This window comes from Micromonospora sp. NPDC049645, from assembly GCF_040675155.1.
Classification (GTDB): domain Bacteria; phylum Actinomycetota; class Actinomycetes; order Mycobacteriales; family Micromonosporaceae; genus Micromonospora.
On record NZ_JBFAOI010000005.1, the window covers coordinates 355,008 to 377,137 of the forward strand.

A 22,130-nucleotide genomic window follows, 5' to 3' on the forward strand; every position below is an offset into this window, starting at 1 on the left:
AACGACGTGCGGCGGCGGCCGGAGTGATCCGGCCACCGCCGCTGTCATGGTTGAGCTGGTCAGCCGGCCAGGCCGGCCACCGGGGTCGGGTCCAGCACCACCGTCGCCGAGGCGGACTGCGGCGGTACGCCCGGCTCGGTCGGCGCGTCGGTGTACTCCGCGACGAACACCGCGGTCAGGTTGTCCGCGCCGCTGTGTCCACCGTCCACGAAGGTGGGGATGGAGCCGGAGCAACCCGTCGAGGTGGAGAGCGGGTGCCCGTGCTCATCGTGCCCGAGCACGTAGGTGACCTTCACCCGGGAGCAGTCCACCGGCAGGTCGTCGGTGACCTTCACCTCGTACGCGACCGTCTGCCCGAACTGGAACGGCTGCCCGGCCTCCGGAGTGACGAACTCGATGACCGGCGCGGTCGGCCCGACCACCAGCGGCAGGGACGCCGAGGCGGACCGTCCGGTGCGGTCGGTCACCTTCAACGTCGGCGTGTACGAGCCGTTCTCCGGGAACGTCCAGCTCGCGTTCGGGTCGGTGCTGTCCACCGAGCCGTCCGCGTTGAAGTCCCACGCGTAGCTCAGCTTGTCACCGTCCGGGTCGGTGGTGCCGGCGCTGGAGAACGCGACGGTCAGCGGGGCCTGCCCGACGGTGGGGGTGCCGCTGATCTTCGGGATCGGCGTCCGGTTGCCGCGCACGAAGTCGATCCGGGACAACTGCGCGTCCGGGTTCTCGGCGAAGTAGCCGTCGCCGTACTCCAGGACGTAGAGCGCGCCGTCCGGGCCGAACTCCATGTCCATCGGGTTGTCCACCACCAGCGACGGTGCCACCGGACGGATGTCCGTCACGTCGCCGTCGGAGTCGAGGCGGAACTCCTTGATGTAGTCGCGGGTCCACTCGTAGAACAGCGGCACCCCGTCGTAGTAGGCCGGCCAGCGGGTGCGAGACGTGCTGGTGCCGTCGTACTCGTACGCCGGGCCGCCCATCGGAGCGATGCCGCCGGTGCCCAGCTGCGGGAACTCGGCCGAGGCGGCGGCCGCGTACCAGACCTCCGGCTGCTCGACCGGCGGCAGCACGCGCTTGCCGGTGTTGTGCGGTGAGTCGTTGACCGGGCGCTTGCAGTTGAACTTGGCACCGGACTCGCCGGTGGCGAAGTCGTAGTCGCGGTAGGCGATCGTCGGCGTCACGCAGTACGGCCAGCCGTAGTTCGCCGGCTTGTCGACGAGCATCCATCGGCCGTGCCCGGCCGGGCCGCGCTCCGGGTTCGGGTTGGAGGCGTCCGGCGAGTAGTCGCCCACGTACACGTTGTCGGTACGCCTGTCGACGGCGAACCGGAACGCGTTGCGCAGCCCCATCGCGTAGATCTCCGGACGGGTTTGCGCCGTGCCCGGCTTGAACAGGTTGCCGGCCGGCACCGTGTAACCGCCACCGTTCTTCACCTTGATGCGCAGCAGCTTGCCGCGCAGGTCGTTGGTGTTGGCCGCGGTGCGCTGGGCGTCGAAGGCCGGGTTGCGGTCGGCCCGCTCGTCGATCGGGACGTAGCCGTCGGAGGCGAACGGGTTGGTGTCGTCACCCGTCGACAGGTACAGGTTGCCCTTGCTGTCGAAGTCGATCTGGCCGCCGACGTGGCAGCAGATGCCCCGGTCGGTCGGCACGTCGATGATCTGCTGCTCGCTGGCGAGGTTCAGCTTCGTCCCGTCCAGCTTGAACCGGGACAACCGCAGCGCGCCCTTGAACCGCTGCCAGTCCGCCGCGGTGCCGGTCTCCGGCGCGTCCCCCTCGTTGACGCCGGGGGTCGCCGGGTCGTCCACCGGCGTGTCCAGCGGCGGCGAGTAGTAGAGGTACACCCACTTGTTCTGGGCGAAGTTCGGGTCGATGGCGACCCCCTGCAACCCCTCCTCGTCGTGCTCGTACACCGGGATGTCGGCGGCGAGGGTGTTCAGCCCGGTGCGCGGGTCGTGGATGCGGACCTCACCGGTACGGGAGGTGTGCAGCACCCGCAGGTCGGGCAGGACGGCGAGGCTCATCGGCTCGCCCGGGAAGTCGTTCAGTGTCACTTTCTGGAAGCTGCTGTCCGGCGGCGCGGCCGGCGCTGCGGCCGCTGCCGCCGGTGGTACGGCCAGACCGGCCGTCACCAGCAGCAGGGCGGACGCGAATGCGGTCCTTCTCATCAGGTGTGTCCCCCGGGTGTTTTCAGTACCGAAGTGAAGCGAGATAGTCGAAGCCGACGCGAGCGGTGTCGAGGGCGTCGGCGGGGGAGCGCGGCGCGGTGCCCGCGTCGTCACGCTCCACGATGTACTCCTCGATGCCGGCCTCCCGCTCGTGGGCGAAGATGCGGCCGAAATCGATGACGCCGTCACCGAGGTCGGCGAAACCAGCCTCGGCGTCGAGGTCCTTGACGTGCACCTGGCGGATCCGGCCACGGTTGGCCCGGATCACGTCGACCGGGTCGTGGGCGCCCCGCCAGGTCCAGTAGAGGTCCAGCTCGAAGTGGACCAACCGGGGGTCGGTCTGCGAGGTGAGGATGTCGAACCCGGTCGAACCGCCGGTCAGCGGCACGAACTCGAGCTGGTGGTTGTGGTAGCCGAACTCGAGCCCGGCCCGTTCGGCGAGCCGACCGGCGCGGTTCAGGTCCCGGGCCAGGGCCCGGTAGACGGCCGGGTCCCGGATCGGCTGACCGCTCGCGTCCCGACCGAAGTACGGGTGGACGATCTTCTTGCAGTCCACCACGTTGGCGTCGGCGAGGGATCGTTCCCAGGCGGCGTCGTCGAAGGGCTGCGGAATGCCGGTGTGCCCGGAGGTGGCACGCAGCCCGGCCTCGTTGAGCGCGGCCCGGAACTGCGCGGCGGTGCGTCCGACGAAACCGGCGTGCTCCACCCGCCGGTAGCCGATCCGGCGCAGCGCGTCCAGGGTGCCGGGCAGGTCGGCGGCGAGCTGATCGCGCAGCGTGTAGAGCTGGATGCTGATCCGGTCCACCGGCACCCGGCGGCGGCCCTGGGGCTGTCCCGAGGGTGCGGCGGTGGCCGGGCCGGCGAGCAGACCGGCGGCGCCGACGGCGGCGGCGGAGACGGTCGCGGCGCGCAGCACGCCACGCCGGCTGACCGGCTCGGACGCCGGTGTCGGCCCCGGTCGGTTGAGTTGTTGATCCATGGTGGTGGTCCCTTCCTGACGGCGGGTACGCCGTCGGCGGCGGTCGACCTGACTGCCGTCTGCCGGGCGCGCCGAACCGGCCGGAGGCGGGCTCCGGCTGGACGGTGAGGGACGGCGCGCGGGTGCGGCCCGGACCCATCGGGAGCGGTACGCGGCGACCCGGCAGAGGTGGCGGCAAGTTGATCGACGAATGGGCAACCCTCTATCTAGATCGAGACCCTACCCTCGCCCCCTGACGAAGGCAAAGCTTCGTCGCGTTCGGCAGAAGTTTCGCTCCAGCTGACAAAAGTCCGCCCACGACGTGCGCCACCCGGCCTGACCTTCTACTTCCGGAGCTGGCCGGGCCGCCTCGGTCGGGCCGCCTCGGCCCCGACGCCGCCTCGGTCGGGCCGCCCGGTCGGGCCGCCTCGGCCCCGGCGCCGCCTCGGTCGGGCCGCCTCGGGCCCCGGCGCGTGATCCACTCGGTTTCACGGAAGTCGCGGCATCCGGGGCGTCCTGATACCGCGACTTCAAGAAACCCGAGTGGATCACGCGCCGGTCGACCTTGGTCCCCGCCGCGGCCGACCGTCAGGTCCCGGCTACCGGCCCGGATGCCGGCCCGGATGCCGGCCCGGCATCCGGACAGTCGACGTCGCGTCGCTCATGCGGAGCGAAGCGCACGACACGGGTCGGTTGAACCCCTGTTCCGCCAATGGGAACATTGCCGGAAAATGCGGCAATAAATGGGCCACCGATTATTGCCGAATGCCGCGAATGGCAGCCGCAGGCGGGCAAGAATGTGGCGGAGGGAAGCCGAAAACGGGGGGACTGAAACATGACGTCTAGGCGGCGATTGACGCTGTTGGCGGTAACCATCGCAGCCGCACCACTCGTCCTGGGTGGGTGCACTTTCGACCGGGAGTCGGCAACCGGCTCGGCCAAGAAGCACGCCGCCGCGCCGGAACTCGCCGTGACACCGGGGGACAAGGCCCGCGACGTCCCGGTCAGCGCCGAGGTGGGCACCGTGGTCAAGGGTGGGCGGGTCACTGGCGTACGCCTCACCGACGACAAGGGCAAGCAGGTCAAGGCCGAGCCGCGCGAGGACGGCTCGGGGTGGGTGCCGAGCGCGCCGCTGCAACCACGACGGACCTACACCGCCGAGGTGACCGCGACCGGTGACTCCGGTGCCAGCACCACCCGTACCACCACGTTCACGACGATGGCCAAGTCGACCAAACCGCAGATCACCAGCACGCTCTATTTCGTCGGCAATCGGACGTACGGCACGGCCATGCCGGTTACGGTCGCGTTCGACCCGGGAATTCCGAAAGAGGCCAGAGCGGATGTGCAACGGCGGTTGTTCGTAAAGACGAATCCACCGCAGCCGGGCACCTGGTCGTGGCTGGAGGACGGTAGTCAGGTCTATTACCGGGCGCCCGATTTCTGGAAGCCGGGAACCACGATCAGCGTTCGGGCCGGTCTGGAGGGTCTGCCGATCGGCAAGGACCGGGTCGGCGACGCCGAGCGCACCGCGACCTCCAAGATCGGACGACAGGTCTCGCTGGAGATCGACAACGCCACCAAGCAGATGACCGTGCTGCGCGACGGCAAGCAGGTCCGCCGGATCCCGGTCAGCCTCGGTAAGCCGAGCACGCCGAGTTCCAGCGGCAAGATGGTGATCATGGAGAAGCACGAGCGGGTCACCTTCGACACCCGGGGTGAGCCGGACGGTGGCTACGTGGTCGACGTCGACGACGCCCAGCGCTACACCTGGGGTGGCGAGTTCATCCACTCCGCCCCCTGGTCGGAGGGGGACCAGGGCAACACGAACGTCTCGCACGGTTGCGCGAACGTGTCCGCCACCGCGGCCGACTGGTTGATGGGGGTGACGCAGGTCGGTGACCTGGTGACCGTCAAGGGCACCGAGGTGGAGCTGCAACCGGGCAACGGGTGGACCGCGTGGAACGTGAGCTGGGACGAGTTCGTTCGGGGCAGCGCCCTGCCGGTACCGCCCGGGCTGAAGCCCGCCCCGGTCGCCCCGGCACATCCGGGCGCGGTGGCCGGCGGATCGCCCGCCCCGGCGCCTTCGGTCAGCGGCCGCTGACACCGCGCCTTTGGTCAGCGGCCGCTGACACAGCGCATGCGACACGACCGGGCCGGCCCGTCACGACGGGGACCGGTCCGGTCGCCGCCGGTCGCTCGCCCGCGCAGGTGCGACCCGCGGCGGCGGGCGCAGCCAGGGAGGCCGTCGAGCGCCAAGGGTCGGCGCGTAGGCGGGCGGTGGTCTTCCGGCCGTCACCCCAGGGGTACCCGGGCCACTCCGGGCCCGGTCAGGCTGCCCAGCCAGAGCTGGTCGCCGTGCTGACGTACCCCGGTGATCATCGAGTAGTGCCCGTTCGGGCCGTGCAGCGTCCGGCGGACCGCGCCCGTGCCGTCGACCAGCGCGACCAGCCCGTAGCGGCGTGGTTGCGGCTGCATGGCATCGGGCAGTAGGGCGGCGATCTGGCGCAGCCGCGGATGGGGCAGCAACCGCTCGGCGATCGGCACGCGTGGGCTGGGCAGCGCGATCCAGTACGTTCCGTCGCCCACCGAGGCGAGATTGTCCGGGTACGCGGGCAGGTCGGCGAGGACCCGCACTCCGCCGCCCAACTCGACGCGCAGCAGGCGGTGGGTGCTGGTCTCCACGAGCATCAACGCCGACTCGTCCGGGGTCAGGGCGATCCCGTTGGGAAAGTACAGCCCGTCGGCCACGACCTCGGTCCGGCCGCTGCCCGGATGGTGGGCCAGCACCCGGCCGTTGGGGCGGTGCTCCAGCAGGTCCCGCTTCCAGTGCGAGACCGGGAAGCGGTCGGAGCTGTCGGTGAAGTAGATGGTGCCGTCGCGGCCCACCGTCGCGTTGTTGGCCAGGTGCACCGGCGGCGCCGTCCCGGTCAGTTCGCGTACCGCGCCGTCGGGGGTGACCCGTAGCAACCCGCGGTACGCGTCGCAGACCACCAGGGCCTCGCCGGACGGGTCCAGCTCGATCCCGAGTGGACGGCCACCGGTCTCGGCCAGCAGTTGGGGCCGAGTGCCGGCCGGCGCGTCGACCGGCCACCACCACAGCCGACCGTCCTCGTCGCCGCTGACCACCCGGCCGGCACCGTCGACCAGCACGTCCTCCGGGCCGGCCGCTCCCCGGGGGAGGGGCAGCAACTCGGCCTCGTCGAGCCGCCGGTCGGTGGGCGCCCACGGCCCGGCCAGCGCGGGCGGACTGGTCGCCGGCTCGCGGACGGGACGGATCAGCCGGGGCGGCCGGGGCCGGGGGATCAGCATCGGCCTATTCTCCACCGGCCATGACGCCCGACTCCGAATCCTCGCCCGCGTGGCGTGCCGGCGTCCGTGCCCGCTACCGGGTCGGCGGTGTCGGCGGTCCCGGCGAGCCGGGCGGGAGAACACGCTCGGACTCGCTGGCCGGCCGGGACCCCGACTCCACCCCGAGTGGGAGGGGGGACAGCTCGGGGTAAGCCCCTGGCCGTACCCGGAATCACTCCCGGGAGGGGCGAAAGTGTCGGGGGTGGGGACTAGATTTCTGGTCATGGAAGAGCACAGCGACCGGCTCGACGTGCAGGTCAGCGTGGGTGACCGGATGGTCCTCATGCGGGTGGCCGGCGAGGTCGACATCGCCACGGTGGCCGGGTTCCGGTCCGCGCTGTGGTCCGCGCCGGCCCGCCCGGTGCTCCAGCTGGACCTGTCCGAGCTGCGGCTGCTCTCCGCCGCCGGCGTTCGGGCGCTGCTCGCCGCGCATCTGCGGGTGCGGGCCCGCGGTGGCGAGTTGGTCCTGGTCGACCCGAGCCCGGTGGTGGCACGGGTGCTGCGCGTCAGTGGGCTGCACCGCGTGATGACGATCCTGGAGCCGACCGTGGTGATCGAGGCCGCCCGTCGCCCGGTGGCCGCGGCCACCGACCTGCAACTGGCCGCCTGACCCCGGTCGACGAGACGGGCCCCGCACGAGGCGCGGGGCCGCCGGCGTGGGCCGGCGACCCCCGACGTTCGATCAGCGCACGCCGAGCAGGTCGACGACGAAGACCAGCGTCTCGCCCGGCTTGATGACGCCGGCGGCGCCGCGGTCGCCGTACCCCAGGTGCGGCGGGATGGTCAGACGGCGACGGCCGCCGACGCGCATGCCGGCGACGCCCTGGTCCCAGCCGGCGATGACCTGACCGCCACCGAGCGGAAACTCGAACGCCTCGCCCCGGTTCCAGGACGAGTCGAACTCGGCGCCGGTCGAGTGCGACACGCCGACGTAGTGCACGCTGACCAGCTGGCCCGGCTCGGCCTGCGGGCCGTCGCCCACGGTGATGTCCTCGACCACGAGGTCGGCCGGCGGTGCACCCTCGATCGGACCAACCTCGGGCTTGCCCGGTCGGGCGCCTGCTGCCTGGTTCATGCGGGGATCTCCTGCCGTTGTTGGGTGATGTGTCCGGTCACCGTCGATCCTGCCGGATCACCCCGCACCGATGTCCGGCGGACCCGCCACCTGCGCCGACCCGACTTCGTCGGACCGCCCGATGTCGCGTCGGCCGTTCACCTAGGCTCGAAACGGCCGGCCTGGTGACGGGCGGTGCACCGTGATCGATGCGGAGGGCGTCGGTGGCTCAGGCGACGGTCGCGGTCCCGCTGTGGGCCTGGGCGGCGGTCGGCGCGGTGATCGCCGTGATGCTCGCCGTGGACGTGCTGCTGCACCGGGACAACCACGTCATCGGGCTCCGCGAGGCGCTGCTGTGGAGCGCCGTCTGGATCGGCGCGGGCCTGCTGTTCGGGCTGGTCGTCTGGTGGGGCCTCGGCGGGGACTCGGCCATCGCCTACTTCTCCGGCTACCTGTTGGAGAAGGCGCTCTCGGTGGACAACGTGTTCGTCTTCGCGCTGCTCTTCGGTTACTTCCAGGTGCCGCCGGGCTACCAGCACAAGGTGCTGTTCTGGGGTGTGGTGGGGGCGCTCGTCTTCCGGCTGTTGTTCATCTTCGCCGGCGCCGAGCTGCTGGACCGGCTCACCTGGGCCGGTTTCGTGCTCGGCGCGTTCCTGATCTGGACCGGCTGGCGGCTGGCCGTACGCGGGAAGCCGGACGTCGACCCGGAACGCAACGTCGTGGTCCGGCTGTTCCGACGACTGGTGCCCACCGACGTCCGCTACCACGGCGACCGGTTCACCGCCCGGGTGGCCGGCCGGCGGATGGCGACGGTGCTGCTGGTGGCGCTCGTCGCCATCGAGGCCACCGACGTGGTCTTCGCCATCGACTCGGTGGCGGCGATCCTCGCCATCACCACCAACACCTTCCTGGTCTGGACGGCTACCGCGTTCGCCGTGCTGGGGCTGCGCAGCCTCTACTTCTGCCTCGCCGGCCTGCTGCGACACTTCGGCTACCTGCGGTACGGGCTCGCGCTGCTGCTGGCCTTCGCCGGGTTGAAGCTGATCCTCGCCGAGACGCCGGTGGGCAAACTGCCGGTCTGGTTGACCCTCGCCGTGGTGCTGCTGACCCTGGCGGTCTCCATCGGTGCCAGCATCCTGACCGCCCGGCACCGCCGTCGCACCGCCGGGTGAGCCGTCAGGCTCCGGGACCAGCGGTCGGGGTCAGGGGTGGCCGGGCTCGATGCGGGCGGTCACGTCGAGGTGGGCGGGCTGGCAGTCGGTCGTCGCCGCGAACCGGCGGACGGCGGCGCGCACGTGCTCGCGTACGCCGGCGGTCGGCGCGTCGGCGGTCAGGTCCACCCGGATCCACAGGTCGGGGTGGGGTGGCGTGCCGGTGAGCACCACCCGGGCCCGGCGTACGCCGGGGTCGCCGGTCAGGTCGCGCACGAGCGCGTCGGCGAGGACGTCGGTGGCGACCCGGGTCCGGCCCGGCCGGCGCCCGGATCGGCTGAGGGTGCCGCGCAGCATGCCGCCGGGGCCGCGTAGCTCCCGGGCCAGCAGGCGCTGCCCGGCCAGGGCGACCAGCGCCCCGGCGACCGCCGCCGCCAGGGTGCTCCACGGCGCGGCCATCCGCCAGCGGTCCATCAGGTCGGCGCTGAGCAGCATCGCCGCCGGGTCGACGCCGGGCAGTTCGCCGAGACTGGCCGCCAACGCCGCCGCGCCGCCGGCCACCAGCAGCAGCGCGATGATGGTCCACAGCAGTCGGTGCCCGGCGTTGGTCACGCCGGCCGCCGGCGGGGCAGCAGCCGGACGTCGATCTGCCCGGGGCGGGGTGCGGCGAGGTGTCGCAGCTCCTGGTGCACGGCGAACTCGATCTCCGCTCGGGCGGCCGGGTCGCCGGTCGCGCGGACCCGGGGCCGCCACTGGCCGCCGCGCCGCCGAACCCGGACCCGGGCGTGGCGGATGCCCGGCACCGTGTTGGCGGCGTCAGCGAGGCGCCGCTCCACACAGCGTCGGTGCAGGTACCAGCCGTCGCGCTCGTCGGTGCGCAACCGGACCGGTGTCCAGCGGCGCAGCTGGGCGACGAGGATGGCCAGGCCCAGCAGCAGCGCCCCGGCGGACACCGCGCGGACCGTCGGATCGCGCCACCGGGTGCCGCTCACCGTGTCGAACCAGCCGGTGGTGTCCAGGGGCGTCCGACGGTGCAGGGTGAGCAGCAGTGCCTGGACGGCCGCCACCGCGCCGCCGACGAGCAGGGCGGTGGCCAGCAGCAGCGTGGCGACGCGGTTGGCGCTGCGCATCTCAGTCGTCCTCCGGTGCGACGGCGAGGACTCCGGACCCGTCGACGCCGGGGACGAGCAGGTCGTCCACGGTGACGGTCACCCCCGCGACGCGGAGCCCGGTCTGCGCGGTCACCCGCTCGGCCACCACCGCGCGGACGGTCTCGGCGATCGTCGGCACGCTGTGCCCGTACCAGGTGATCAAATGCAGGTCGAGGCCGACGGACCGGTCGTCCAGCCGGACCGCCGCCGGGCGGACGACGGACACACCCGGCACGAGGCTGGCCGCCCGGACGGCGATCCGTGCGACGTCCGCCGCGTCGACCGGGCGGCGTTGCGCCCCGGTCGTCGCGGTGGTCAGGCCGGCGTCGGGGTTCGTCCCCGTGGACGGTCGGGTGGTCATCGGCGTCGCCGAGCGTCGGCGCGACGGTCGCCGAGGCCGGTCACCGCGAGGTCGCCGTCGAGCACCCGGACGACCAGCCAGCCGAGCAGGCCGGCGAGCACGGCGAGGGCGGCCACGCCGACGCCGGCGAGTGCCCAGACCGCCACGGCGAGGAACCCGGCGAGGAAGCCGAACTGCTGTCGCGACATGGTCACCTCCGGGCCGGTCCGGTACCAGCGGTGGCTGGATACACCCGCCGGCCATCCCTGGAACGTCGGCGCTGCTGTGATCTGGATCACATCAGAAGTCGGTGAGCCATGATCGACCACCTAGACTCGGCCCGGCTCGACCGACCGGCGGATGGATCAGGCAGATGACGAGCATCGGGAGCGACGACCGCGGCTGGCTGCGGGCGGTGCCCGCCGAGGCGGGGCGCGACGCGCTGCTCAGCCGCGCCGGTCACCGGGTCTTCGCGGCGCGCCGGCTCAGTGACCTGGTCCAGGGCCGGCCGCCGGGCGTCACCGGCAGCCAGTGGACCTCGGCGAGCCGCGCCAGCTTCGACCTCGTGATCTGCGCCGCCGACACCGGCCGTCCGGTCGTCGCCGTGGAGATCGGCCCGGTGCCGTCCGCCGGTTCGCCGGAACAGCGTGTGGAGCGCCTCAAGGACGCGGTGAGCGCGGCCGTCGGTCTTCCCGTGCTGCGCATCGGATCGCCGACGTTGCGGGCCGCCGAGCACGGCCGCCGCCTGGTGGAGTACGTGATCGACGCGCGCGCCTACGCCGCCGGCGGTGCCGGGGCGACCGCCGCCGAGCACGAGTCGGCGCCGGTGGGCTTCCGGGACATCCTGGGGCGGCTGCCGGACGGCCGGACCGGGCCGGTCAACGACCTCGGCGCGTTGACCCGCGCGGCGGCGGTCGAGGCGTACGTGGCCGGGCAGGTGGCCGACCCGATCGTGCGCGGGCTGCACGTGCGCTGGGCGGACGGCCCCGCAACGGGGTGGAGTTGGGTGCAGGTACGCCCCGACGCGTGCCTCGTCGAGCGGGTCTCGGTGACCGAACACCGCTTCTCCTGCGGCATCGACGCGGCCCGGCTGGCCGAGGATCTGGCCACCGTCGCCGTGGGCGAGCGACTGCGCGAGAAGATTCCAGCGGACCTGCTGCCGCGCGCCGAGTTGACCGCGCAGATCGTCGCGTTGAGTCAACGCCGCCACGAACTGGTCGGCGGGTTCGCCTTCGACCACCTCTGCGCCGACTGATCGGCGCCCGTTTCTCCTGCTGATCCGTGCCGCGCCCCGGCTCCGTGTCGGGTCGCGGCAATTTCCTGTAAGTCGGTTGAACCTTCCCGGGCGCCGGCCCGTACTCCTGCGCGAATGAACAGGATCTCCCCATCCGCGTCCACCGGGCGCGGGAGACGGTGCGGAAAGGGCATCGTCGGCCATCGACGCATTACCGGGTACGTCACGGAGGGTCGCCGCCGTGGCACGCCATCTCACATCCGTCGGTCCGCCGAGGGCAGAAATCCACTACCGGATCGAGAAGGAGAGCAATTCGATGCGCAGGTCCACTCGGGCGCGCCGGCCTTCCGGCAACGCGCGGAGCAAGCGTCTGCTGGCAGTTGTCGGCACGCTCGCGGTCTTCGGCGGAGTTGTCGCCGTGACTCAGATTTCGTCGGCCCAGGACCGGCGGACAAATAAGCCACGTCCGGCTGCGGGGCAGTGCGTGGAGCCGAGCCCCGGCGCGACCGCGCCGACCGGCGGTGGCTCGACCAGCCGGACCTGGCAGAACGGTCGATGGGTGCGTAATCACTGGGGTGACGGACAGCAGTCGGTCCCCGAGTGCGAGGACGGTAAGGACGGCACGGTGGGCACCGGCACGGCCGTTGCCTGTCCGGATGTGGCGAGCAAACTGCCGCAGGTGCCCGACCGGGCGCGGGCCGAGGTGGACCGCAACCTCGCCCAGTTGCAGACCCAGATCGCCGAGGCGGACCGCCGCCTGGCCGCCGAGGGCAACAAGGGTGAGGCGTTCATCCGCAGTGCGATCCTCCAGCCGCTGGCCGGTAAGCGGCGCGCCGTGCTGGACCGGATCACCACGGCCATCGACCGGGTCGGACCCCGGCCGCAGGGCCTCGCGCAGCTCGCCGAGTGCCAGGTGCAGCCGACCGGCAACACGGGCGGCAACAACGGTGGCGGCAGCACTCCCACCAGCAGCCCCGGTGGCAACAACGGCGGGAACAACGGTGGCAACAACGGCGGTGGCACCGAGCCCGGCGCCGGGCTCGGCGTGCTCGCCAACGACTGCGACGAGAGCCGGCTCCAGCCGCACGACGGCTTCCAGAACGGCAACCGCTGCGTGAGCACCGAGTTCGGTGAGGTCGGCGCCGCCGCCAACAACCCGTCGCTGTTGATCACGCAGTTCCCCGAGCAGGTCGGCCAGAACCAGCCCTTCACCCTGCGGGTCAGCACCCGCAACCTGGTCCGGGACCGCTTCCTGGCCGCCGGCCAGGGTGGCTACTACGTGGAGAGCTCGCTGCTCAACGACCAGGGCCTGGTCCGTGGTCACTTCCACACCGCCTGCCGGATGCTGGACAGCCTGACCGCTCCGCCGGAGCCGCAGGAGGTGCCCGCGTTCTTCGTGGCGACCGAGGACGGCCGTGGTGGCGCCCAGCCCGACGAGGTGACCATCCAGATTCCGGGCCTGCCGGAGTCGGGTACCGCCCAGTGCTCCGTCTGGGCCGGTGACGGCTCGCACCGACTGCCGATGATGGAGCGGGCCAACCAGACCCCCGCCTTCGACTCGGTGCGCATCGACGTCAACTGAGCCGACGTGGCAACGGCGGCCGGCCACCCGGGGCGACGACCCCGGGGTGCCGGCCGCCGCGCTGTCCGGGTGCCCGGACGACGACGGGGCCCCGCCGTTCCCGGCGGGGCCCCGTCGTCGAGTCGGTCAGCGGTTCTTGTACGCCTCGACGACCTCAACCGGGATCCGGCCCCGCTCGGAAATCTTGTAGCCGTTCTTGACGGCCCATTCCCGGATGGCCCGGTTCTGCTCCCGATCCATTCCCGCGCCGGCGGGTCGCCCCGGACGCCGGACTGAGCGGGTGCTCTCCACCGGACCGCGCCCGATCCGCCGACCCGCATTGATGTACGGATCGAGCGCCTTGCGCAGGACGCCGGCATTCTCGTCGGAGACATCGATCGTGTAGGCCACGCCGTCGAGACTGAACTCGACCGTCCGGTCGGCCTTCCCACCGTCGAGGTCGTCGGTCAGGACCGTGATTACTTTTCTCGCCATTGCCGATTACTCCCTGTGTGCGGCGGGATGTGTTCAAAGTCTGACCTATCACCCCGGTAATCCGCAACAATATGCCTTCCATTCCGTCGGCGCGTCGCGATTCCGTTACCGAGCAAAACCGTGAATCGGCACGATGCCCGGGGCTCATTCCCCGACGATGCCGCTGTGACCGGCGATGGCGGCCGCCTCGGCCCGGTTGGAGACCCGCAACTTGCGCAGCAACGCGGCGGTCATCCGTTTCACCGTTCGTTCGGAGACGTGCAGTTCTTCGGCGATGTCGACGGTGTTGCGACCGACGGCGATCGCCCGCAGCAGCCGGCGTTCCTCTTCGTCGAGGTCGACGGGTACGGCGCGGGCGGGGCGCAGGATGGCGCGCAGCAATTGCGCCGGCAGCACCGCCCAGCCGTCGAGGATGGCCAGCAGCGGGGGCAGCAACTCCTCCGGTTCGCTCGTCTTGGGCAGGAATCCCTCGGCGCCGGCCCGCAGCGCCTCCACCGCCGGCTCGGGGGCGACCGAACCGGACATCGCGACCACCCGTACCCGAGGGGTGGTCCGCCGGATCGCGGCCACCGCCCGGACGCCGCCCGGTGGCGGCATGTGCAGGTCGACCAGGGCCAGATCGGGGCGGCAGCGGCTGACCAGTGCCGCCGCGGCGGCGGCGTCACCGGTCGAGGCGACCACCTCGACTCGGCCACCGGTGGTGATCGGGAGCAGCAGCTCCAGGCCGCGGACGAAGAGGGGGTGATCGTCCACGACGACGAGTCGCAAGGTGGAGGCTCCCGGCATGTCTGCGCCGTTCCCCAGCGGGTACCGATCATGCGGGTTCGCACCGAACGAGGGGAGTCGGGTGGATGCGCGTACGGCGCGGTCTGCGGGACTTGTTGCGAGGGTTGCGCCACGTCGAGCCGGCACCCGGGGAGCGGCGACCTGCGGAGGCCGATTCGGAGTTGCTGCTGCGGGTGCTGTGCCACGAGTTCCGTACGCCGATCAGCACCCTGACCTCGCTGACCCGTGCGTTGGCCGACGAGCGTCGCGAGCTGACCAGCGTCGACCGGCGGGCGATCATCGAGCTGGCCCGCGACCAGGCCGTCCACCTGCAGGGCCTGCTGCGCGACGCGACCGCCGGCACGGGCGTGCTGACGCCGGCCGCGCGGCCGGAGCCGACCATTGCGCTGGCGGGCATCCTGCGGGAGGCCGCCGCGCTGGTGCCGGTCGGCCGTCGGCGGGCGCGGGCCACCCGGCGGGCGGCCTCCTGGCCGGTGCCGGCCGGCCGGACTCGACAGGTGCTGGTCAACCTGGTGGAGAACGCGTTGCGGCACGGGCCGCCGGACGGGCAGGTCGGGCTCTACGCCACCCTGCGCGGCGTCGACCTGAGCATCCTGGTCACCGACGAGGGGCGGGTCGACGACGCGCTGCTGGTCGCGCTGCGGCGTTCGACGCCGGCCGTCGGGATGTCCGGCCTGGGCCTGTGGATCGCGCGGCAGCTCGTCACGGCGGACGGGGGAGCGTTGCGGGCGCACCGGCTGCGGCCCCGCGGGGTGGCGCTGGAGGTGCTGCTGCCGATGGCTCGTCCGCTGCGCTGACCCGGACGGGACACCGGTTGGCCCGTCCGGGCCAGCGGGGCGGGAACGGCCTCGTTACCTAATTTCTCCGGTACCGAGGAGGTCGGATGTTCAGCCACGTCAAGGACCTGCAGTTCGAGGCCAAGCCGGACGGCCCGGACGCGGCGTTCGCCCGCCGGTTGCAGGAGGTGCTGGGCGGCAAGTGGGGCGAGATGACCGTCGCCAACCAGTATCTGTTCCAGGGTTGGAACTGCCGGCTGCCCGGCAAGTACAAGGATCTGTTGCTCGACGTCGGCACCGAGGAGATGGGCCACGTCGAGATGATCGTCACCATGATCACCCGGCTGTTGGACAGCGCGCCGCTGTCGCTGACCGAGGGCGTCGCGGAGGACCCCGGGGGCGCCGCGACCTACGCCGGCGAGAACCCGGCGCACTTCATCCACGGTGGTGGTGGCGCCCTACCCGCCGACTCCAACGGCGTGCCCTGGAACGGCGCGTTCATCACCGCCAGCGGCAACCTGTTGGCCGATTTCCACCTCAACGTCACGGCCGAGGCGCAGGGCCGCCTCCAGGTCGCCCGGTTGTTCCACATGACCGACGACGCGGGCGTCAAGCAGATGCTGCGCTTCCTGCTGGCCCGCGACACCATGCACCAGAACATGTGGCTGGCGGCGATCGAGCAGCTCAAGGAGGACGGGCTGGAGGAGATGCCGGTGCCGGAGGCGTTTCCGGACTCCGACGAGCTCACCGCGGAGTACGGCTACACCTACCTGGGCTTCTCCTCGGGCACCGACGCCGCCGAGGGGCGTTGGGCGTCCGGGCCCTCGTTGGACGGCAAGGGGGAGTTCCGGTACGACGACAACCCGCGGGCGAGCGCCCCGGAGCCGGTGCTGCCCCCGGGTGACCCGCGTCTGTACGGCACCAACCCGGGGGTGGCGGGTTCGTCCTGAACACGGTGCGGAGCAGGCTCCCCTGAGGTGTCTCGTCGGGTCGTCCGCCGGTCTGGGCGACCCGACGGACCGGCCGGCAGAGTGGTCTGGGTCACAGGTCGGAACAAGGGGAACGCTTTGTTACTTGAGTCAGACACGCTCAAGTCAACGTGATGGCAGGTGTTCGATGGCAACTCTTCCGGTACTTCCCCTGACCGACACCGTGCTGCTGCCCGGCATGGTTATCCCGGTGACCCTCGACCCCACCACCCAGGCCGCGATCGACGCGGCTCGCGCGACCGGCGACCGCAAGCTGCTGGCCGTGCCACGCATCGACGGCGAGTACGGACCGGTCGGCGTGGTCGCCACCATCGAGAAGGTCGGCCGGCTGCCCGAGGGTGAGCCCGCCGCCGTCATCCGTGGCCTCTCCCGGGCCCGGATCGGCTCCGGCGTGCCCGGCCCCGGCGCCGCGCTCTGGGTCGAGGCGACCGAACTCGACGAACCCGCCCACGCCGGTCGGGCCCGGGAACTCGCCCGCGAGTACCGCGCCCTGGTGACCTCCGTGCTGCAACAGCGGGGCGCCTGGCAGGTCATCGACGCGGTGGAGCGGATGACCGACCTCTCCGAGCTGGCCGACTCGGCCGGTTACGCGCCCTGGCTGACCCTGGAGCAGAAGAACGAGCTGCTCGCCGCGCCGGACGTCACCGCCCGGCTGGAGCTGCTGGTCGGCTGGGTGAAGGACTACCTGGCCGAGCAGGAGGTCACCGAGCAGATCAACAGTGACGTCCGCGAAGGGCTGGAGAAGTCCCAGCGCGAGTTCCTGCTGCGTCAGCAGCTCGCCGCGATCCGCAAGGAGTTGGGCGAGGACGAGCCGGACGGCTCCGCCGACTACCGGTCCCGTGTCGAGTCCGCCGAGCTGCCGGAGAAGGTCCGCGAGGCGGCCATGCGCGAGGTCGGCAAGCTGGAGCGGGCCAGTGACGCCTCCCCGGAGGCGGGTTGGATCCGCACCTGGCTGGACACCGTGCTCGAAATGCCGTGGGGCACGCGTACCGAGGACAACACCGACCTGGCCGCGGCCCGGGCGGTGCTCGACGCCGACCACGCCGGCCTGGCCGACGTGAAGGACCGGATCCTGGAGTACCTGGCCGTGCGCAACCGGCGCGCCGAGCGCAACCTCGGTGTGGTCGGCGGTCGCGGCTCCGGCGCGGTGCTCGCCCTCGCCGGTCCTCCCGGGGTGGGCAAGACCAGCCTCGGGGAGTCCGTGGCACGGGCGCTCGGGCGTAACTTCGTCCGGGTCTCGCTCGGCGGTGTCCGCGACGAGGCGGAGATCCGCGGGCACCGGCGCACCTACGTCGGCGCGCTGCCCGGTCGGATCGTCCGCGCGCTGCGCGAGGCCGGCTCGATGAACCCGGTCGTGCTCCTCGACGAGGTGGACAAGCTGGCCGCCGGCTACGCCGGTGACCCGGCCGCCGCCCTGCTGGAGGTACTCGACCCGGCGCAGAACCACACCTTCCGGGATCACTACCTGGAGGTCGACCTCGACCTCTCCGACGTGCTCTTCCTGGCCACCGCCAACGTGGTGGAGTCCATCCCCGGCCCGCTGCTGGACCGGATGGAGCTGGTCACCCTGGACGGGTACACCGAGGACGAGAAGGTCGCCATCGCCCGCGACCACCTGCTGCCCCGGCAGCGGGAGAGGGCCGGGCTGACCGTCGACGAGGTCGGCGTCGCCGACGAGGCGCTCGCGCTGATCGCGGGGGAGTACACCCGGGAGGCCGGTGTTCGGCAGCTCGAGCGTGCCCTGGCCAAGATCCTGCGCAAGGTGGCGGTGACGCTGGCGACGGACCCGACGCCGGTGCGCGTCGGCACCGACAACCTCGCCGGCTACCTGGGCCGGCCGAAGTTCACCCCGGAGTCGGCCGAGCGCACCGCCGTGCCCGGCGTGGCCACCGGCCTGGCCGTCACGGGCGCCGGCGGGGACGTGCTCTTCATCGAGGCGACCAGCATGGAGGGCGAGCCGGGGCTGACCCTGACCGGTCAGCTCGGTGACGTGATGAAGGAGTCGGCGCAGATCGCGCTCTCCTACCTGCGCTCCAACGGGCGGCGGTTCGGCATCGACCCGAACGCCCTCGCGGGTCGCCGGATCCACGTCCACTTCCCGGCGGGCGCGGTGCCCAAGGACGGCCCGAGCGCCGGCATCACCATGGTCACGGCCCTGGCGTCGCTGGTCACCGGTCGCCCGGTCCGCCCCGAGTTCGGGATGACCGGTGAGGTGACGCTCTCCGGTCGGGTGCTGCCGATCGGAGGGGTGAAGCAGAAGCTGCTCGCCGCGCACCGGGCCGGCCTCACCGAGGTGATCATCCCGGCCCGCAACGAGCCCGACCTGGACGACCTGCCGACCGAGGTGCGCGAGGCGCTGACCGTGCACACCCTGGCCGACGTGGCCGACGTGCTCGCCCTGGCGCTGCGCCCGGCCGACGTGAAGACGCTGGATGGTCCGGCGCTCTTCGCGGCCTGACACCGCGACCATCGGGCCCCCGCCGTCTCTCCGACGGCGGGGGCCCTTTCGGTACAGCGGGCAGGACCCGGTCCCGCCGTCGCAGGTCAAGGCGCTCGGCGCGGTCGAGGCGCTGGCCGCCGTCGGGCTCGTGCTGCCCGGCCTCACCGGCATCGCCACCGTGCTCACCCCGCTCGCCGCCGTCGGCGTGGTCACCGTCATGGTCGGCGGCATCCTGGTGCACTTGCGCGCGCGCACGCAGCAAGCCACCCCGGACGGGCGTCGTACCGAGATCCAGGGAGCGATCGTCTGCGCGATGCTGCTCGTCCTCGCCGCCGTGGTGGCGTGGGGTCGCTTCGGCCCGTACGCGCTCTGATCGGCCTCAGCGACCGTCCTTCCCGCCGGTCGTCGGCGGGGGCCGCCGCCCGCTCCGGCGCTCGGATCGGGCCGGTCCACGGGCGTCGCCGGCGGACGACGGCGCACTGTAGAGTCTGGCCGCTGCTCGACGTGGCACCAACGGGGGGAAGGCATGGAACCGATCGTGAGCGCACCTGGTGCGGTACCGCCGGCAGCGCCACCACGGTCAGACCCAGCGGGGCGGCGGTTGGGCCGGCGAGTGCTCTTCGCCGGCGGCGCGGGCGCCGCGGTGGCGACCACGGTGGCCACCCTGGCCGGTGCGGAACAGGCGGGTGCGCCGCCCGTCGCGACCGTGCGGGAAGCCCCGCTCAGCCTGCGGGACCCCCGGGTCGGCTGCCTGCTCGACGGCAGGGACGAGTCGGGCAAGGTCACCACCGCGCTGTCCATGCTGCCGGCCGGCGGCGGGGAGATCTTCCAACCGGTGGGCGCCCTCGGCCTCGGAGCGGAGGTCCGGTTCCCGACGGGTGTGACCTGGACCGGTGAGAACATCGGCGCGGCGATGATCCAGCCCGCCCCGGGCTACACCGGTCGGCTCGTCTCCAGCGGCAAGTACAACCAGATCTCCAACGTGAACTTCTTCGGCATGCGCACCTCGAACGTGCTGTTGACCATCCGGGGCCCCCGGTCGACCTTCCACCACCTGCACTTCGGCAACTCGGGCGCCCACGCCGTCGAGTTCCTCGGCACCGACGCGGAGAACAGCGCGCACGCCAACAAGATCACGGACATCAACATCGAGGACTGTCTCGGCGTCGGCATCCTGGTGAACAAGGTGGCGTACGACAACGAGTTCCTCAACGTCTGGGTCGGTGAGTGCCAGACCGGGATACGACTGCTGGACAGCGCCTGCTTCTTCGACAACCTGCACGTCTGGGGGTGTCGCGGCAACGGTGTCGAGCTGCGTGAACCCGCCCACCGCAACATCTTCCAGAACGTCTACCTGGAGTCCAACGGCACGAGTGGCACCGGCAGCGGAGCGGACCTGCGGCAGGTCGTGGGGACGCAGTTCATCGGCGGCCGGCTGTGGCGCAACGCCTCCAACGGCATCGAGGTCTCGTCGTCCGGACGTACCCGGATCATGGGGCTCGACATTCACGACAACGGCGGAAACGGGATCCTCGGCCGTGACTCCGCCATGTGCCAGGTGATCGGCAACCAGTTCTACGACGACGGGACGCCCCGCCGTCAGGATCGGCCGATCGCGACGGTGGGTAGCAGCGACAACTGGATCGTCAGCAACAACGTGATGCGGGCCTTCGACCACCGCTCCGGCGGCACGTCGCTGACCGGCGCCAACAACGTGGTCAGCGGAAACATCGGCTAGCCCCGGCGCGCGACGCCAGCGTTCCGTCGCCGACTGGCTAAGCAGCACGGCCACGACGAAGCCGGCCGCCTCGCGGAGCGATGCCGCCGGCGACCGTCGTCCGGCCGCCGGCGGCGTGCTCAGCGCTCGTCGCCCCCGCGGTCCCGGCGCACGGTCGCCTTGCGGCCCTTGATGGTGCTGGACCGCAACCCGGAGATGACCTGGTCGGCCACCCCCTGCGGCACCTCCACCAGCGAGAACCGGTCGGCGATCTCGATCGAGCCGATGTCCCGACCGCGGATGCCGGTCTCCCCGGTGATCGCGCCGACCAGATCCTGCGGGCGCACCCCGGCGCGCCGGCCCAGGCCGACGAAGACCTGCACGGTGTTGCCACCGCCGGAACGGGGCCGGCCCCCGCCGCGCCGATCGCCGCCCCGGCCGCCGCCCTCCGGTCGACCCTCACGCGGGCCGCGTACCGGGACCTGCGGGATCTCCTCCTCGTCGTCGGAGCCCGGCGACGTCACCTCGTGGGCCAGCTTCACGGCGGCGAGAGCGACCTCCATCAGGTCGAACTCGTCGGTCAGCGTCTCCACGATCACCCGGTACGGGTCGAGGTCGTCCTCCAGCAGGCTCTCGCGCAGGGCCGCCTGGGTCATCTCCAGCCGGCGGGTCCGCATGTCGGCCACGGTGGGGATCTTGTCGATGGTGATCCGCTGGCCGGTCACCCGCTCGATGGTCTTGAGCATCCGGTGCTCACGCGGCTCGGCGAGGGTGATCGCCACACCCTCGCGACCGGCCCGACCCACCCGACCGATCCGGTGCACGTACGACTCCGGTGCCGACGGCACGTCGTAGTTGACGACGTGGGTCAGCTGCTCGACATCCAACCCGCGGGCCGCCACGTCGGTGGCCACCAGCAGGTCGGCGGTGCCCGCCCGCAGTCGGCCCATGACCCGGTCACGTTGCTCCTGGCTCATGCCACCGTGCAGCGCCTCGGACCGGTAGCCCCGGCCGTTCATCGTCTCGGTCAGCCGGTCGACCTCCTCCCGGCTGCGGCAGAACACGATCGCCGCGGTCGGGGACTCCACGTCCAGCACCCGGCCCAGCGCGGCCGGCTTGTGTGCCCGGGTCACGATGTACGCGCTCTGCCGCACCCGGGGCGCCTCACCCGCGACGGTCTGCTCCCGGCCGATCTCGATGCGGACCGGTTCCCGCAGATGCTGGCGGGCCATCCCGTCGATCCGCGACGGCATGGTGGCGGAGAAGAGCACCGTCTGACGTTGCGCCGGAGCGTGCTCCAGGATCGCCTCGATGTCCTCGGCGAAGCCCATGTCGAGCATCTCGTCGGCCTCGTCGAGCACCACCGTGGCCAGCCCACCGAGCCGCAGGGTGCCCCGGGCGATGTGATCGAGGGCCCGCCCCGGGGTGGCCACCACCACGTCGACGCCGCTGTCCAGTGCCCGCAGCTGCCGTCCGATCGGCTGCCCACCGTAGATCGGCAGCACCCGCGCGCCCAGGTCCTTGCCGTAGCGGTGGAAGGCCTCGGAGACCTGCACCGCCAGTTCCCGGGTCGGCACCAGCACCAGCGCCACCGGGTCGCCGCCCTGCCGGTGTGCCGTCATCAGGTTCAGCAGGGGGAGCGCGAACGCCGCCGTCTTGCCGGTGCCGGTGGCCGCCTGACCCAGCAGGTCCCGACCCTCCAGCAGCGGTGGGATAGCCTCCCGCTGGATGGGGGTCGGCTCCTCGTACCCGAGGGCGGCGAGCGCGCCCAGCAGCTCGGCGCGCAGCCCCAGCTCGGTGAAGGCGCTCACCTCGTCGGTGCCGGTGGGGGTGGCGTCAATCGGTGCGTCGTGCTGTGCAGGTGCGGAACTCATGTGCCAAGCCTTTCATCACGCCGACCGGGCCGTTGCGCCGACCGCCACAAGAGCCGTCCCCGAGCCCGTGCCGCGTCCGTTCCCGCTCCCCGTG

At 72.1% G+C, this 22,130-nt stretch carries 21 protein-coding genes; 10 read left to right on the forward strand and 11 right to left on the reverse strand.

Annotated features, from left to right (window positions below; all coding sequences use genetic code 11):
• Positions 1-59: 59 nt before the first annotated feature.
• Both AB0J33_RS15250 and AB0J33_RS15255 read right to left on the reverse strand, forming a co-directional pair.
• Positions 60-2,159, reverse strand: coding sequence for a PQQ-dependent sugar dehydrogenase (locus AB0J33_RS15250; protein ID WP_363613810.1), 2,100 nt, complete (start codon positions 2,157-2,159; stop codon positions 60-62).
• A gap of 22 nt (positions 2,160-2,181) precedes the next feature.
• On the reverse strand, positions 2,182-3,138 hold the full coding sequence (locus AB0J33_RS15255) for a sugar phosphate isomerase/epimerase (protein ID WP_363613812.1): 957 nt from the start codon (positions 3,136-3,138) through the stop codon (positions 2,182-2,184).
• Positions 3,139-3,952: 814 nt separating this feature from the next.
• Here AB0J33_RS15255 and AB0J33_RS15260 point away from each other — a divergent pair.
• Entirely contained in the window at positions 3,953-5,221 is a 1,269-nt protein-coding gene (locus AB0J33_RS15260) for an Ig-like domain-containing protein (protein WP_363613814.1), read from the forward strand.
• 191 nt (positions 5,222-5,412) lie between these two features.
• Here AB0J33_RS15260 and AB0J33_RS15265 read toward each other — a convergent pair whose 3' ends face one another.
• Positions 5,413-6,429: an SMP-30/gluconolactonase/LRE family protein gene (locus tag AB0J33_RS15265; RefSeq protein ID WP_363613816.1), complete on the reverse strand. Its 1,017-nt coding sequence runs from the start codon at positions 6,427-6,429 to the stop codon at positions 5,413-5,415.
• A 262-nt stretch (positions 6,430-6,691) separates the two neighbouring features.
• Here AB0J33_RS15265 and AB0J33_RS15270 point away from each other — a divergent pair, with 262 nt between their 5' ends.
• Positions 6,692-7,078, forward strand: coding sequence for an STAS domain-containing protein (locus AB0J33_RS15270; protein WP_363613818.1), 387 nt, complete (start codon positions 6,692-6,694; stop codon positions 7,076-7,078).
• A 72-nt stretch (positions 7,079-7,150) separates the two neighbouring features.
• On the opposite strand, the gene AB0J33_RS15275 is transcribed toward AB0J33_RS15270, so the two are convergent.
• A complete protein-coding gene (locus AB0J33_RS15275; protein ID WP_363613820.1) occupies positions 7,151-7,543 on the reverse strand; it encodes an FKBP-type peptidyl-prolyl cis-trans isomerase in 393 nt (130 codons plus the stop codon).
• Positions 7,544-7,746: 203 nt separating this feature from the next.
• Between AB0J33_RS15275 and AB0J33_RS15280 the strand changes: the two genes are divergently transcribed.
• Positions 7,747-8,694, forward strand: a complete 948-nt coding sequence (locus tag AB0J33_RS15280) for a TerC/Alx family metal homeostasis membrane protein (RefSeq protein ID WP_363613822.1) — start codon at positions 7,747-7,749, stop codon at positions 8,692-8,694.
• A 30-nt stretch (positions 8,695-8,724) separates the two neighbouring features.
• Here the strand turns inward: AB0J33_RS15280 and AB0J33_RS15285 are convergent, their stop codons facing one another.
• The 4 genes from AB0J33_RS15285 to AB0J33_RS15300 are packed head-to-tail and all read right to left on the reverse strand — an operon-like array spanning position 8,725 to position 10,373.
• Positions 8,725-9,285 carry a hypothetical protein gene (locus tag AB0J33_RS15285; protein WP_363613825.1) on the reverse strand — a complete coding sequence of 187 codons (561 nt, stop codon included), beginning with the start codon at positions 9,283-9,285 and terminating at the stop codon, positions 8,725-8,727.
• Positions 9,282-9,803 carry a DUF6286 domain-containing protein gene (locus AB0J33_RS15290; RefSeq protein WP_363613827.1) on the reverse strand — a complete coding sequence of 174 codons (522 nt, stop codon included), beginning with the start codon at positions 9,801-9,803 and terminating at the stop codon, positions 9,282-9,284. Before AB0J33_RS15290 ends, AB0J33_RS15285 begins: the two co-directional genes overlap by 4 nt.
• A gap of 1 nt (position 9,804) precedes the next feature.
• Entirely contained in the window at positions 9,805-10,185 is a 381-nt protein-coding gene (locus AB0J33_RS15295) for an Asp23/Gls24 family envelope stress response protein (protein WP_363613829.1), read from the reverse strand.
• Positions 10,182-10,373: a hypothetical protein gene (locus AB0J33_RS15300; RefSeq protein ID WP_146754562.1), complete on the reverse strand. Its 192-nt coding sequence runs from the start codon at positions 10,371-10,373 to the stop codon at positions 10,182-10,184. The genes AB0J33_RS15295 and AB0J33_RS15300 overlap by 4 nt, the downstream gene beginning before the upstream one ends.
• A gap of 164 nt (positions 10,374-10,537) precedes the next feature.
• Between AB0J33_RS15300 and AB0J33_RS15305 the strand changes: the two genes are divergently transcribed.
• Together AB0J33_RS15305 and AB0J33_RS15310 are read left to right on the forward strand one after the other, a co-directional pair.
• Complete coding sequence (locus AB0J33_RS15305; protein ID WP_363613832.1) at positions 10,538-11,419, forward strand: DUF2726 domain-containing protein; 882 nt, start codon at positions 10,538-10,540, stop codon at positions 11,417-11,419.
• 295 nt (positions 11,420-11,714) lie between these two features.
• Positions 11,715-12,980, forward strand: a complete 1,266-nt coding sequence (locus tag AB0J33_RS15310; RefSeq protein ID WP_363613834.1) for a hypothetical protein — start codon at positions 11,715-11,717, stop codon at positions 12,978-12,980.
• A 126-nt stretch (positions 12,981-13,106) separates the two neighbouring features.
• Here AB0J33_RS15310 and AB0J33_RS15315 read toward each other — a convergent pair whose 3' ends face one another.
• Together AB0J33_RS15315 and AB0J33_RS15320 are read right to left on the reverse strand one after the other, a co-directional pair.
• Positions 13,107-13,454, reverse strand: coding sequence for an Lsr2 family protein (locus tag AB0J33_RS15315; RefSeq protein WP_363613836.1), 348 nt, complete (start codon positions 13,452-13,454; stop codon positions 13,107-13,109).
• A 144-nt stretch (positions 13,455-13,598) separates the two neighbouring features.
• A complete protein-coding gene (locus AB0J33_RS15320) occupies positions 13,599-14,207 on the reverse strand; it encodes a response regulator transcription factor (protein ID WP_363613838.1) in 609 nt (202 codons plus the stop codon).
• A 98-nt stretch (positions 14,208-14,305) separates the two neighbouring features.
• Here AB0J33_RS15320 and AB0J33_RS15325 point away from each other — a divergent pair, with 98 nt between their 5' ends.
• From AB0J33_RS15325 to AB0J33_RS15345, 5 genes are all read left to right on the forward strand, one after another.
• On the forward strand, positions 14,306-15,037 hold the full coding sequence (locus tag AB0J33_RS15325; RefSeq protein WP_363613840.1) for a HAMP domain-containing sensor histidine kinase: 732 nt from the start codon (positions 14,306-14,308) through the stop codon (positions 15,035-15,037).
• 86 nt (positions 15,038-15,123) lie between these two features.
• The gene (locus AB0J33_RS15330) at positions 15,124-15,966 is read left to right on the forward strand and encodes a manganese catalase family protein (RefSeq protein WP_363613842.1); all 843 of its coding nucleotides are present in this window, start codon (positions 15,124-15,126) and stop codon (positions 15,964-15,966) included.
• A gap of 166 nt (positions 15,967-16,132) precedes the next feature.
• Entirely contained in the window at positions 16,133-18,463 is a 2,331-nt protein-coding gene (gene lon, locus AB0J33_RS15335) for an endopeptidase La (RefSeq protein ID WP_363613844.1), read from the forward strand.
• A complete protein-coding gene (locus AB0J33_RS15340) occupies positions 18,438-18,818 on the forward strand; it encodes a DoxX family protein (protein WP_363613846.1) in 381 nt (126 codons plus the stop codon). The genes lon and AB0J33_RS15340 overlap by 26 nt, the downstream gene beginning before the upstream one ends.
• A 228-nt stretch (positions 18,819-19,046) precedes the next feature.
• The gene (locus AB0J33_RS15345) at positions 19,047-20,183 is read left to right on the forward strand and encodes a right-handed parallel beta-helix repeat-containing protein (RefSeq protein ID WP_363613848.1); all 1,137 of its coding nucleotides are present in this window, start codon (positions 19,047-19,049) and stop codon (positions 20,181-20,183) included.
• A 119-nt stretch (positions 20,184-20,302) separates the two neighbouring features.
• Here AB0J33_RS15345 and AB0J33_RS15350 read toward each other — a convergent pair whose 3' ends face one another.
• Complete coding sequence (locus AB0J33_RS15350; RefSeq protein ID WP_363613850.1) at positions 20,303-22,036, reverse strand: DEAD/DEAH box helicase; 1,734 nt, start codon at positions 22,034-22,036, stop codon at positions 20,303-20,305.
• Positions 22,037-22,130 lie beyond the last annotated feature (94 nt).